This window comes from Brucella sp. TWI559, assembly GCF_039674265.1.
Classification (GTDB): domain Bacteria; phylum Pseudomonadota; class Alphaproteobacteria; order Rhizobiales; family Rhizobiaceae; genus Brucella; species Brucella chromiisoli.
Window position 1 is genome coordinate 48,558 of record NZ_JBDJNE010000010.1, and the last position, 13,069, is coordinate 61,626.

Here is a 13,069-nt window from a genome sequence, read left to right on the forward strand (position 1 = left end):
TTTTATAGCATCAGAAAGATCAGGCAGCGCTTGACTTGCCGCTCTTTTCAAAACGCTTACGCTCATTTGGATCGAGATAGAGCTTGCGCAGACGGATCGACTTTGGCGTGACTTCAACCAGTTCGTCGTCCTGAATCCATGACAGAGCGCGTTCCAGTGTCATGCGGATCGGCGGCGTCAGCTTCACAGCTTCATCCTTGCCTGCCGCGCGAACGTTGGTGAGCTTCTTGCCCTTCAGCACGTTTACTTCAAGGTCGTTATCGCGTGAGTGGATGCCGATCAGCATGCCCTGGTAAACCTTGACGCCTGCGTCAATGATCATTGGACCACGATCTTCAAGGTTAAAGAGCGCATAGGCAACAGCTTCACCCTGATCGTTGGAGATCAGAACGCCATTGTTACGGCCAGCGATTTCACCCTTATATGGCTGATAATCGTGGAACAGGCGGTTCATGATCGCCGTGCCGCGTGTATCGGTCAAAAGTTCCGACTGATAGCCGATCAGACCACGGGTCGGTGCGTAGAACACCATACGAACGCGGTTGCCGCCCGAAGGACGCAGTTCGACCATTTCGGCTTTGCGTTCAGACATCTTCTGAACAACGGTGCCCGAATATTCTTCATCAACGTCGATGACGACTTCTTCGACAGGCTCCAGCTTCTCGCCGTTTTCGCCGTCCTTCATGACAACACGTGGACGCGAAACGCCAAGCTCAAAACCTTCACGGCGCATGTTTTCGATCAGAACAGCAAGCTGCAATTCGCCACGACCGGAAACGAAGAACGAATCCTTTTCGCCGGATTCTTCAATCTTGAGAGCAACACTGCCTTCAGCTTCTTTCATCAGGCGATCGCGGATCACGCGGCTGGTAACCTTATCACCTTCCGTGCCAGCCAGAGGACTGTCATTGACGATGAAGGACATGGTTACAGTCGGTGGATCAATCGGCTGCGCTTCAAGTGGTGTGGTCACGGAAGGATCGCAGAACGTGTCTGCAACCGTGCCCTTGGAAAGACCGGCAATAGCAACGATGTCGCCTGCCTGTGCTTCTTCAATCGGCTGACGTTCGATACCGCGGAAAGCGAGGATCTTCGAAATACGGCCGTTTTCAAGAAGCTTACCTTCCTGATCAAGAACCTTAACGCTCTGGTTCGGCTTGATCGAACCGGAATGGATGCGACCGGTGATGATGCGGCCAAGGAACGGATCAGCTTCGAGGATCGTGCCGATCATACGGAACGGACCTTCCGCAACCTTTGGCGCAGGAACGTGCTTGAGAACCAGATCGAACAGCGGCGCAAGACCTTCGTCCTTTGGGCCGTCTGGGTTCAATGCCATCCAGCCATTGCGGCCTGAACCGTAAAGCACCGGAAAGTCGAGCTGCTCGTCGGTTGCGTCGAGGTTGGCAAAAAGGTCAAACACTTCGTTGATGACTTCTTCATGACGGCCATCCGGGCGATCGATCTTGTTGATCGCAACGATTGGCTTCAGACCAACCTTAAGCGCCTTGCCAACCACGAACTTCGTCTGTGGCATTGGGCCTTCAGCAGCATCAACGAGAACGATAGCGCCGTCCACCATCGAAAGAATACGCTCAACTTCACCGCCGAAATCGGCGTGGCCGGGCGTGTCAACGATGTTGATGCGGGTGTTCTTCCAGACAACCGAAGTGGCCTTGGCGAGAATGGTGATGCCGCGCTCGCGCTCGATATCGTTGGAGTCCATCATGCGTTCTGCAACGCGCTGATTGTCGCGGAAAGAGCCGGACTGCTTCAGCAGTTCGTCGACCAGCGTTGTTTTGCCATGGTCGACGTGTGCGATAATAGCGATATTACGCAATTCCATATAGAGATCACTTCTGTATGAGTTGGGAGCCGCGCCAAGATGGATGCACGGAAAATCAATGGGGCGCTCTTACAGGTTTTTTTACGTTTTAGAAAGGGGCAGCGCGAAACTGCCCCTCATTTAACCCGAAAAGACCGGATTTAGATGTTTGTTTACAGGCTGATTGTGACAGTTTTGCCGGTGTTTCTATAACAAGGTACCCGACAAAATGACCAGCGCAACGCTGAAATAGATCACGAGACCCGTCACATCAACCAGTGTGGCGACAAAAGGCGCCGAGGCACTTGCGGGATCAAAGCCCAGTCTGCGCAGAATGAACGGCAGCATCGAACCTGTCAGCGAGCCGAAGGTCACGATACAGACAAGCGCCATCCCCACCGTGACCGCAACCAGCATCCAGTGCTCTCCATAGTCATAGATGCCGAGATTCTGCCAGATAGCAATACGGACAACACCGATAAACCCAAGGAATGCACCAAGTGCCAGACCGGTTGGTATTTCGCGAATTGCGACCCGCCACCAGTCCTTGAGCGTCAGTTCCTGTAGAGCCAGCGCGCGAATGATCAGTGAGGTTGCCTGCGAACCGGAATTGCCGCCGGACGACATGATCAACGGAATAAACAGCGTCAGAACCAGTGCTTTTTCCAGCTCCAGCTCAAAATGCTGCATCGCACTTGCGGTCAGCATTTCGCCAAGGAACAGGATACCCAGCCAGCCACCGCGTTTTTTAAGCATTTCGCCAAAGCCGATGCGCATATAAGGCTTATCAAGTGCCTCCATGCCGCCAAAACGATAAGCATCTTCGCTGGCATCCTCGGTCATGGCATCCAGCACATCATCGACAGTAACAATGCCGATGATGTGGCGGCTGTCATCAACGACAGGCACCGCCAGAAGGTCGTGCTTGCGGAAAAGCCGCGCAACATCTTCACGGTTGGCAAGGGGCGAAATGGTGATCGGATCATCATCGCGGGCAAGCGAGAGGATCGGCTCATCAAGCTCGCGAACAATCAGACGACGCAGGCTGACCACGCCCAGCAGAACGCGGGTCTGTGGCTCAACCACATAGATTGCATAAACCGTCTCCCGTGTGCGCTCGACCTTACGAATATGATCAAGCGTTTGCCCGACATTCCAGTCCGAAGGAACCGTGATGAATTCAATGGTCATCAGACTACCAGCCGTGTTCGGCGGATAGCCCATAAGCTTTTTCAACGCAGCCTTTGTCTCAGGCGCGAGAATGGGAAAAAGCCGTGCCCGATCCGCATCTTCCATGTCCTGGAAAACGTCCGTGGCACGGTCAGCGGACATGCCATCAAGCAGCGAGCTTGCGATATTGGGCTGTAAATTTGCAAGAATTTCGGTCGCACGTTCCAGTTCCGGCTGGTCAAGCAGGCGGATGGCATCATCGTGCGATAGCTGTGCAAGAACCGCGATTGCATCATCTGCATCCAGTTCATTGACGATCTCGACCGCGTCACCTGTACGAATATCGGCGATGCGGCTGGCAATTGCCGCAGCAGGGAGGTCGGCAACATTAAGCACTTCAGAGAAGAAGTTGTTGTCGGTCATAGGCTTGCCTTTCTGTCGATCCGCCGTCAGAGGCAGATCGTGCAAGCCGACCGCAAGCGATCAGATCACGAACTGCCTTGACGGCTGAAACAATCGACTATGACTGTCGCTTGGCATAAGAGAATAAAACTCCGGTTGAAATGCAGCCAAAGAAAATGCGGCTGCGAGGCTCATGTGCGCCGGGTCGACATCAAAGTCAACCCCTGCGCGACTTTCATGACGGCTTTTTCATATTCTGCTTATACTGCCAATTGCCCTTGTCCTCAACGCATTCAAATCCTAAGTCTTACTCATATCGAGTTCATTTAAATGAGAGTTTTGCGATGTCCGACACGCCCGTCTATAATCATGCACTGACCGAATGGAATGGACCTCTCGGCCTGCCGGATTTCACCGCTTTCAAGGATGAAGATTTCGCTCCCGCCTTTGATGCTGCTTTGGCTTACGACCTTGCAGACGTGGAAACCATTGCAAACAGTGCCTCCGAGGCAACGATTGAGAATACGCTCAAAGCCTTACAGCTTTCAGGCAAGGCGCTCGACCGTGTTTCGTCAGTTTTCTGGTTGCGCGCAGGTGCACATACCAATGATACGATTCAGGCGCTTGAGCGCGAAATCGCGCCGAAAATGTCGCGCCATTACTCGCGTATCATGATGGACCCGGCTCTCTTTGCGCGTATCAACGCACTGTATGAAAAGCGCGATCATCTGGATCTCGACATGGAGACAAAGCGTGTGCTGGAAAAGACCTGGAAGGGCTTTGTGCGCTCTGGTGCGAAGCTTGATGAGGCAGGCAAAAACGAACTCGCAGGCATCAATGAAAAACTCGCCGGGCTTGGCGCACGCTTTGGTCAGAATGTGCTGAAGGATGAAGCAGGCTGGGCGCTTTTCATCACCGACGAAGCCGATCTTGCGGGACTTCCCGATTTTCTTAAAAACGCCATGCAAAGTGCGGCTGGCGAACATGGCCGACCTGACGTTTGGGCGGTGACGCTCTCACGCTCGATTGTCGAACCATTTTTGAGCTTTTCAGAAAACCGGGAACTTCGAGAGCAAGCTTTCAATGCCTGGGCCAAGCGTGGCGAAAATGGAGGCGACAACGACAATCGCGAGATTGTGCGCGAAATGGTGGAACTGCGCGAGCGCAAGGCGCATCTGCTCGGTTATGCCAATTTTGCCGCCTATAAGCTTGATGACACCATGGCCAAGACGCCAGAGGCTGTCATGAACCTGCTGGAACCCGTGTGGGATAAGGCGCGAGCCAAGGCGCGCGAAGAAGAAGCTGAACTGGAACGTCTGATCGCCGCCGATGGTGGCAATCACAAGGTCGCGCCATGGGACTGGCGTTTTTATGCCGAGAAGCTGCGTGCCGAGCGTTTTGCTTTCGATGAGGCTGAACTGAAACCCTATCTGCAACTCGAAAAGATCATCGAAGCCAGCTTTGATGTGGCAACGCGCCTTTTCGGTATTCGCTTTGAAGAAAAGAAGGGCATTACCACTTGGCATCCAGATGTACGGGTGTTTCAGGTGTTCAATGCGGACGGCAGCGAACGCGGCCTGTTTCTCGGTGATTATTTTGCGCGTAAATCGAAACGTTCCGGCGCGTGGATGAGTTCGCTACAATCAAGCCACAAGCTCGATGCAGGCCAAAAACCTTTCATCTACAATGTCATGAATTTTGCAAAACCAAAAGCCGGAGAACCGGCGCTTCTCTCGCTTGATGATGCCCGCACGCTTTTTCATGAATTTGGCCATGCGCTGCACGGACTTTTATCGGATGTAACATGGCCAGCCGTTTCCGGCACCGCCGTTTCGCGTGACTTTGTTGAATTGCCGTCGCAGCTTTACGAGCATTGGCTGACCGTGCCGCAGGTGCTTGAAGAATACGCCGTGCATTATCGCACGGGAGAAGCCATGCCAAAGGCACTTCTTGATAAGGTGCTTGCTGCGCGCTCGTTCAATGCAGGCTTCAACACGGTTGAATTCACCGCATCTGCGCTCGTCGATATGGCGTTCCATACCGGCAAGGAAAAGATCACCGATCCGCTGGCATTTGAAACAGCAGCGCTGAAAAAGCTATCGATGCCAGATGCAATTATCATGCGTCACCGCACACCACATTTCACCCATGTCTTCTCCGGTGATGGCTATTCAGCCGGTTACTATTCTTACATGTGGTCGGAAGTGCTCGATGCCGATGCATTTGCGGCTTTTGAAGAAACCGGCGACGCGTTTAACCCGGAACTGGCTGCAAAACTCAGGCAATATATCTATTCAGCCGGTGGCAGCCGCGATCCGGAAGAGCTTTACAAAGCCTTCCGCGGCAAGATGCCAACGCCCGATGCAATGATTGAAAAGCGTGGACTGAACTGAAAAAAAGGCCGGGAAACCGGCCTTTTTCTCGTCTTATCAATAATCGCCGAGCTTGATGTCCGGCGTATAGTCTACACCTTCAACTTCCTTGATAACCGGCTGGCCGCAATGAAGCACGCCCGTTGCTGCATTGAACGCATAGGTTGGCGAGCCATGAAGCTGCCAGCCCTTGTTCAAAGCGGCGGTCACGCGATGACAAAATGCGGAGTCATCCGGGCCAGTGATGAAACGATAAAGCTTCATAGTCTTTCTTCCTTTGTCATGATGATGAATTTGATTTTGCAAGCAAACGCTCAGCCATTGCGAGATGCAGGCGCTCGACCATCTGGCCGTCCAGCGACACAACGCCTTTATCCGCATTTTCTGCTTTCGAAAACACCTCTATCACAGCGCGGGCATGGGCTAGCTGGTCATCCGATGGCGAAAAAGCACGGTTTGCAGCGCCAATTTGCGACGGATGAATGAGCGTCTTGCCGTCAAAGCCCATTAGAGCCGCTTGCAAGCATTCAGCCTCGAAGCCAGCGCTATCGCGAAAATCATTATAAACGCCATCCAGCACATCGATACCGCCTGCGCGCGCCGCGAGAACAATCTGCATGAGCCATGGGATCAAATAAGGCCGCCCGGCTTGCGGACGAACGCCCGTGGCGAGCGCAATATCATTGGGTCCAACCACAAAACAGCCAAGCCTTGCCGCCGAACGATGGCCAAGCATGGCAATTTCATCCGCATTGAGAATGCCGCGTGGCGTTTCAATCATTGCCCAGATGCGCAAGGACAACGCGGCATCGCTGCCATCCAGCAGATTAGCGGCATCAATCACATCCTGCGGTCGCTCGACCTTTGGCAGAAGAACGGCATCCGCGCCGATTTTCGCGCCCGCCAGAATATCCGCCTCTCCCCATTGCGTGTCCGCAGCATTCACCCGCACGATGCGCTCAAACTGAACCTTGGGATAAAGGGAAAAATGCGCAATCAACGCATCGCGGGCAGCGATTTTTGCTTCTGGCGCAACAGAATCTTCAAGATCGTAAATCACGCAATCGGCTGAAAGCGCCAGCGATTTCTCCAGCGCACGGCTGTTGGAGGCAGGAACAAACAAAACGGAACGACGTGGGCGAGCAAGTGTTTTCATGCGCAATTTGTGCACTGAACAGCGCCAGGGTGCAAGCACCCCATTCCCATATTGAGGGGCTTGTAATCCTCCTCACATATGCCTATTTTCTGCCCTTGGGTTGGAATGCACCCGCCGCTCGCAGCCTCATGGCCATGGTAAAGCATTCTAAATTCACGTTCCTGTTCCGGTGACGGCAGAAACGGCAATGCGGGTACCCGTTCACGAAAACGCTGCTCACATTCAGGAGCAAAACCATGACCACAGCTACCCTTGCTGGGCATAATACGATGCATTTTAAACATCAGGCTCGCCGTTTGCGGCAGGCTCTGGGGGAAGAGGGCATCCAAATCAGCCACGGAAAAGCGCTTGACCTCGTTGCTCGCCAGTCCGGTACACGTGATTGGAACACACTGGCAGCCTATGGCGCGAAGACCGATGCCGCGCATACCGAAGACGGTGCGGCCCCTTACCGTGTCAGTCAACGCGTTTCAGGCACCTTTCACTCAACCGTTTTTAAAGCACGCATTATCGCTGTTGAAGAAACGATCAAGCCTGATCTCTGGCGGATCACCCTGCAATTCGACCCTGCGATTGATGTCGCAGTTTCGCCAAACCTCACCATGCTGCGCAGACGCTATACCGTTGTCGTCGGAGCAGATGGAAAAGCACGCAGGCTGACTGGCAGTGAAGCCGGCGGCATCGCACTTGATATGCAATAATTTCGTCCAAACCAACTCTGGCGCATGATTCTGAATTTTAGATACTAATTTCAGACATATTCATGCGCAAAACACGATAACCACTTCCGGCCTCTTCAAAACAGGCCGGAAGCGCTGCTAATCTGCTTCAAGGTTGCGACCTATTGGGCACTCGCCTCCTGAAAGATTGACTCTGTGCTGGGCTGATGTAAATCAGACTGCAAATTTAAAATACCCAACCGACAGGTCAGGAAGATGGATAAGTTCACCAAGCTCACGGGCGTTGCAGCCCCCCTGCCGATCGTCAATATCGATACGGACATGATTATCCCGAAGGATTATCTCAAGACGATCAAGCGCACAGGTCTGAGCAAGGGGCTTTTTGCCGAAATGCGTTTTAACGAAGACGGAACCGAAAATCCGGATTTCGTGCTCAACAAGCCCGGCTATCGCAATGCGCAGATTCTTGTCGCAGGCGATAATTTCGGCTGTGGCTCTTCGCGTGAGCATGCGCCTTGGGCATTGCTTGATTTTGGTATCCGCTGCGTGATCTCAACCTCGTTTGCCGACATCTTTTACAACAATTGCTTCAAGAATGGCATTCTGCCGATCAAGGTCAGCCAGGAAGATCTCGACAAGCTGATGGACGACGCGTCGCGTGGCGCCAATGCAACGCTGACTGTTGATCTCGAAACCAAGGAAATCCATGGCCCCGATGGCGGTTCGATTTCCTTTGACCTCGACGACTTCAAGCGCCACTGCCTGCTCAATGGTCTTGATGACATCGGCCTGACCATGGAAAAGGCTAAAAGCATTGATACGTTCGAGGCGAAAAACGCTGAATTGCGTCCTTGGGCATAATGATCAAATCATTATCTACCTCTGGTCTAAGCATGGTGGCCTGAACGAGTGAATAGGACACGATTGGCTGAAATGGCCCGAGAAGATCAAAGCGGTGACTGGGCGGCACGTTTGTCGCCGTCACTTGATGAAGTCGAATCTATCGCGATTGAAGCTCTTGCGCATCTGCCTCAAGAGTTCAGGACGCTGTGCGGCGATATTATTATACAGATATCTGACTTCCCCGAAGAACAGATTGTCGAAGATATGGGACTGGAAACGCCTTTCGACCTGTTAGGACTGTTCGAGGGCGCGGGCATCGGTGAACGCTTCAGCCTGCAAACGGGCGACACCCCAAACCGCATCACACTTTTCCGCCGCGCTATTCTCGACTACTGGTCCGAGCATGAAGAGACGCTCGGCGACATCATTACCCATGTGCTTATCCATGAAATTGGCCATCATTTCGGCCTTTCGGATGACGATATGGAAAATCTTGAAACACAGGCGGAATAGAATGACAGATTTGCGATGAATGGCGCAGCTTGGCCATTTCTGATCAAAACAGTGACAATTTCGTGAGATTTCGATACAATCGCAATACAGATATTGCATGCGGAGAATGCTATTGATTGCCTCAGTTCAAACTGAGTGATGATCATGAACCTTTCTCCGGCTGCCTACCAGCTTCTGCTCGTTTACACGACCTATGTTATTGCTGCCGGAAGCCCGGGCCCCAGCAATATGCGCATTATGGGCGTAGCCATGAATCAGGGTCGAAAAGCGGGGCTGATATTCGCCACAGGGGTTGTGACTGGCTCCATATTCTGGGGCGTAATGGCCGCGACCGGAGTTTCGGCAATCCTCACCCGCTACGCCGAGGCACTGATTATTCTAAAAATTTTCGGCGGACTCTATCTGCTTTATCTTGCTTTCAAAGCAGCACGCGCGGCCATGGCATCAGACGAGAAGATTGCAGCACGTACGATAAATGGCGATGCTCTTCTTTCGGATGGAGAGCTTTATCGGCGCGGACTGCTGATGCATCTTTCCAATCCCAAGTCGATCCTGTCATGGATCGCGCTGGTAACGCTTGGCCTTGGAACAAATTCATCATGGCCACAGGTTGCAGCCTTCCTCAGCGGCTGCATTGTCCTAAGCATCACCATCTTCTGTGGCTATGCCATCGTCTTTTCAACCGCGCCCATGGTGCGTTTATACCGGCGCGCTCGCCGATGGATCGAAGGCATTCTGTCAGCCGTCTTTGCCTTTGCTGGTATTCGCCTGCTTTTGTCACGCTAGACCAGCTTGAAGTATGAGTATCGCAATGAATATTTTCAAAGGTCTCTCCGCTTTCCCTCTCACCCCAATCGATACAGCAGGCAATCTCATAGAGGATATGCTCAGCGCTTTTCTCACCCGCATCCATGACGCAGGCGCGGGCTCAATCGGCCTGCTGGGAAGCACTGGTGGCTATGCGTTCCTCACACGAGAACAACGCCGACATACAGTCAAAACCGCCGTGAAATGCATCGGTGGTAAGACACCGCTCATTGTGGGCGTTGGCGCATTGCGGACCGATGAAGCGCAAGCGCTTGCCCGCGATGCGGCAGATGCCGGTGCTGATGCACTGTTGCTCGCGCCCGTGTCTTATACACCGCTCACGCAGGAGGAAGGCTTCCAGCATTTCAAAGCTGTTGCACAAGCGACTGATCTGCCTTTGTGCATCTACAACAATCCCGGCACCACCCGTTTCATTTTCACGGATGAGCTGATTGCGCGCCTGGCAGAACTCAAAAACATCAGGGCAATCAAAATGCCCCTGCCTGCCGATGATAAATACGCGGCTGAGATCGCGAAACTTCGCGCTGTAACGCCCGATGATTTCGCCATCGGTTATAGCGGCGATTGGGGCGCAAAGAATGCGCTGCTTGCAGGCGCTGATGCTTTCTACAGTGTGGCAGCGGGCCTTCTGCCAAAGCAGTTTGCAGCCTTGGTGCGCGCTGCACAAAGCGGCAAACAGGAAGAAGCCGAGCGCATCAATAGGGCATTTGAACCGCTCTGGAGCCTGTTCAAAACCCATGGCAGTTTCCGTGTGATGTTTGTTATTGCCGATCTGCTTGATCTTGCAAAGATCGAGCCGCCGCGGCCCATTCTGCCATTGGGCGAAGAAACGCGAGCACAGGTTGAGGCAGCCCTAAAAGCGTTGAATGATCTGCCTGAATGAATAAAACAAAGGCGCCCGTCTGGGCGCCTTGTGCTAATTTTATTCGCCGCGCATCTTTTTCCAAAAACCGGTTCCCACTTTTCGGGATGCGCTTTATGCCACGCTCAGGCGGACATCGATGTTGCCGCGCGTTGCATGTGAATAAGGGCAAACAATGTGCGCGGCATTGACCAGCTCTTCTGCCCTGGCCTTATCAACGCCCGGCAGAGCGACTTCCAGAGCCACATCCAGTCCAAAACCAGTACCATCTTCACGCGGACCAATACCAACCGTTGCGGTCACTGTGCTATCAGCGGAAACAGAAACCTTTTCTTTGGCTGCGACAAATTTCAATGCCCCGAGAAAGCATGCTGCATAACCAGATGCAAACAGTTGCTCAGGATTGGTTCCCTCGCCGCCCGAACCGCCAAGCTCCTTTGGTGTGTCAAGAACAACGCTGAGACGTCCATCAGCGGTCTTGGCGCTGCCCGTGCGGCCGCCGGTTGCCGTAGACTGGGTGGTGTAAAGAATAGCCATTTGAAAATCTCCTTTGGTGCGTATTCATGTATCTCCGCAATCAAAATTGCAAATTATTAAATTGCGCACAATCTAATTTTGCAAAATACATTATCACAAATATGTGATGCGCAATTCAATTGCACCTCCTATAAAGTTCTGCCATGGAGCTTGCGCTATGAAAGAAGACCCAAAGGAATCTCATCTCAATTTGTCGGACATGGTCTGTTTTGCGATCTATTCGACGGCGAATGCGCTGACGCGCGCCTATCAGCCGATCCTCAGCAAGCTGGAACTCACCTACCCTCAGTTTCTGGTCATGATTGTTTTGTGGGAACAGGATAACCGCACGGTTTCTGAAATCGGCGCGAAACTCAATCTCGATTCCGGCACCCTCACCCCGCTTTTAAAAAGGCTGGAAGCAGCAGGGCATATTGCGCGCCGCCGTGACAGCCAAGATGAACGGCAGGTTCGCATCACGCTGACCGATGAAGGCCGTGCTTTGCGCAAACAAGCTGAAAGCATCCCGGAACAGGTGCTTTGCGCACTCGGTCAACCCATCGGGGATTTACAGCATCTTCGAGCACAGCTGCTTGATGTCCGCAACAATCTCAAAGACAGTCTCTCAAATTGAAAAAGCGCCGGAAAACCGGCGCCTTTATTTTGCGATCTGCAATCTTGATTAAGCAGCCAGTGCCTTTGGCGTAATGAGGCCACGAGCGACAAGCAGTTCGGCGATCTGGATCGTGTTGAGAGCTGCGCCCTTGCGCAGGTTGTCGGAAACAACCCACAGTGCCAGACCGTTTTCAACCGTGATGTCTTCACGGATACGGCTGATATAGGTTGCATCTTCGCCAGCCGATTCATACGGCGTGATGTAACCGCCGTCTTCATGCTTATCGACAACCTGACAGCCTGGCGCTTCGCGCAGAATATCGCGTGCTTCTTCAGCCGAAATCGGGTTTTCAAACTCGATGTTGACGGCTTCCGAGTGACCGATGAACACGGGCACACGAACGGCCGTTGCTGTGAGCTTGATCTTTGGATCAAGCATCTTCTTGGTTTCGGCCACCATCTTCCATTCTTCCTTGGTGTAACCGTCTTCCATAAAGACATCGATATGCGGGATCACGTTGAACGCGATCCGCTTGGTGAACTTCTGAGCAGTGACCGGATCAGCAACAAACACCGCGCGCGACTGCTGGAACAGCTCATCCATGCCTTCCTTGCCAGCACCCGAAACGGACTGATAGGTCGAAACAACGACGCGCTTGATCTTGGCTGCATCGTGCAAAGGCTTCAGCGCCACGACGAGCTGCGCAGTCGAGCAATTCGGGTTGGCAATAATATTCTTCTTGCGAAAACCTTCGATCGCGTCCGGGTTCACTTCAGGCACAATGAGCGGCACATTGGCGTCATAGCGCCATGCGGACGAATTATCGATAACGACACAGCCCTGCGCACCGATCTTAGGCGACCATTCCTTGGAAATATTTCCACCAGCGGACATGAGGCAAATGTCGGTATCGGAAAAGTCATACTGGTCGAGTGCTTTTACCTTCAGCGTCTTGTCGCCATAGGATACTTCCGTTCCCTGGCTACGACGCGAAGCAAGCGCTACGACTTCATCAGCCGGAAAACCGCGTTCTTCAAGGATATTGAGCATTTCGCGACCGACATTTCCGGTGGCGCCGACGACTGCAACTTTAAAACCCATTTACCTTCTCCTGTCCTCTCCGCTTCCATAAAAACCCGCGACCAGCGGGCCTTTTCCCTGGGCCGGACCCGGGGAGAGAGGGCGAGCAGGCCAAGGGGTCAGACCGTTTTGGTGGTCGTTTTAATGCAAGTGGCCATGGTAGTTTTGGAAACGGACGCCATAGGGCTCAAAATGGCGATGAGGCC

General features: G+C 53.0%; 13 protein-coding genes. 7 read left to right on the forward strand and 6 right to left on the reverse strand.

Annotation, left to right across the window (positions count from 1 at the left end; translation table 11 throughout):
• Positions 1-19: 19 nt before the first annotated feature.
• Together typA and mgtE are read right to left on the reverse strand one after the other, a co-directional pair.
• The gene (gene typA, locus ABE530_RS13490) at positions 20-1,846 is read right to left on the reverse strand and encodes a translational GTPase TypA (RefSeq protein WP_499694829.1); all 1,827 of its coding nucleotides are present in this window, start codon (positions 1,844-1,846) and stop codon (positions 20-22) included.
• A gap of 186 nt (positions 1,847-2,032) precedes the next feature.
• Positions 2,033-3,418 carry a magnesium transporter gene (mgtE, locus tag ABE530_RS13495; protein WP_265985128.1) on the reverse strand — a complete coding sequence of 462 codons (1,386 nt, stop codon included), beginning with the start codon at positions 3,416-3,418 and terminating at the stop codon, positions 2,033-2,035.
• Positions 3,419-3,741: 323 nt separating this feature from the next.
• On the opposite strand from mgtE, the gene ABE530_RS13500 reads away from it, so the two are divergent.
• Entirely contained in the window at positions 3,742-5,790 is a 2,049-nt protein-coding gene (locus tag ABE530_RS13500; protein ID WP_499694830.1) for a M3 family metallopeptidase, read from the forward strand.
• A gap of 36 nt (positions 5,791-5,826) precedes the next feature.
• Here the strand turns inward: ABE530_RS13500 and ABE530_RS13505 are convergent, their stop codons facing one another.
• Together ABE530_RS13505 and ABE530_RS13510 are read right to left on the reverse strand one after the other, a co-directional pair.
• The gene (locus ABE530_RS13505; protein ID WP_396996836.1) at positions 5,827-6,033 is read right to left on the reverse strand and encodes a DUF1737 domain-containing protein; all 207 of its coding nucleotides are present in this window, start codon (positions 6,031-6,033) and stop codon (positions 5,827-5,829) included.
• A gap of 16 nt (positions 6,034-6,049) precedes the next feature.
• Positions 6,050-6,925 (reverse strand): HpcH/HpaI aldolase/citrate lyase family protein, encoded by an 876-nt coding sequence (locus tag ABE530_RS13510; protein ID WP_499694831.1) that lies wholly within the window; start codon positions 6,923-6,925, stop codon positions 6,050-6,052.
• Positions 6,926-7,161: 236 nt separating this feature from the next.
• On the opposite strand from ABE530_RS13510, the gene ABE530_RS13515 reads away from it, so the two are divergent.
• The 5 genes from ABE530_RS13515 to ABE530_RS13535 all read left to right on the forward strand — a co-directional run bounded on the left by ABE530_RS13515 (position 7,162) and on the right by ABE530_RS13535 (position 10,672).
• Positions 7,162-7,626 (forward strand): glyoxalase superfamily protein, encoded by a 465-nt coding sequence (locus ABE530_RS13515; protein ID WP_499694832.1) that lies wholly within the window; start codon positions 7,162-7,164, stop codon positions 7,624-7,626.
• A gap of 234 nt (positions 7,627-7,860) precedes the next feature.
• The gene (gene leuD / locus ABE530_RS13520; RefSeq protein WP_265985122.1) at positions 7,861-8,466 is read left to right on the forward strand and encodes a 3-isopropylmalate dehydratase small subunit; all 606 of its coding nucleotides are present in this window, start codon (positions 7,861-7,863) and stop codon (positions 8,464-8,466) included.
• A gap of 72 nt (positions 8,467-8,538) precedes the next feature.
• Positions 8,539-8,961, forward strand: coding sequence for a metallopeptidase family protein (locus ABE530_RS13525; protein ID WP_499694833.1), 423 nt, complete (start codon positions 8,539-8,541; stop codon positions 8,959-8,961).
• A gap of 144 nt (positions 8,962-9,105) precedes the next feature.
• Positions 9,106-9,747: a LysE family translocator gene (locus tag ABE530_RS13530; RefSeq protein ID WP_499694834.1), complete on the forward strand. Its 642-nt coding sequence runs from the start codon at positions 9,106-9,108 to the stop codon at positions 9,745-9,747.
• 25 nt (positions 9,748-9,772) lie between these two features.
• Positions 9,773-10,672: a dihydrodipicolinate synthase family protein gene (locus tag ABE530_RS13535; RefSeq protein ID WP_499694835.1), complete on the forward strand. Its 900-nt coding sequence runs from the start codon at positions 9,773-9,775 to the stop codon at positions 10,670-10,672.
• Positions 10,673-10,765: 93 nt separating this feature from the next.
• Here the strand turns inward: ABE530_RS13535 and ABE530_RS13540 are convergent, their stop codons facing one another.
• The gene (locus ABE530_RS13540) at positions 10,766-11,188 is read right to left on the reverse strand and encodes an organic hydroperoxide resistance protein (RefSeq protein ID WP_499694836.1); all 423 of its coding nucleotides are present in this window, start codon (positions 11,186-11,188) and stop codon (positions 10,766-10,768) included.
• A 157-nt stretch (positions 11,189-11,345) separates the two neighbouring features.
• Between ABE530_RS13540 and ohrR the strand changes: the two genes are divergently transcribed.
• A complete protein-coding gene (gene ohrR, locus ABE530_RS13545; protein ID WP_265985117.1) occupies positions 11,346-11,801 on the forward strand; it encodes a transcriptional regulator OhrR in 456 nt (151 codons plus the stop codon).
• Positions 11,802-11,849: 48 nt separating this feature from the next.
• Here ohrR and ABE530_RS13550 read toward each other — a convergent pair whose 3' ends face one another.
• Positions 11,850-12,884: an aspartate-semialdehyde dehydrogenase gene (locus tag ABE530_RS13550; protein ID WP_265985116.1), complete on the reverse strand. Its 1,035-nt coding sequence runs from the start codon at positions 12,882-12,884 to the stop codon at positions 11,850-11,852.
• Positions 12,885-13,069 lie beyond the last annotated feature (185 nt).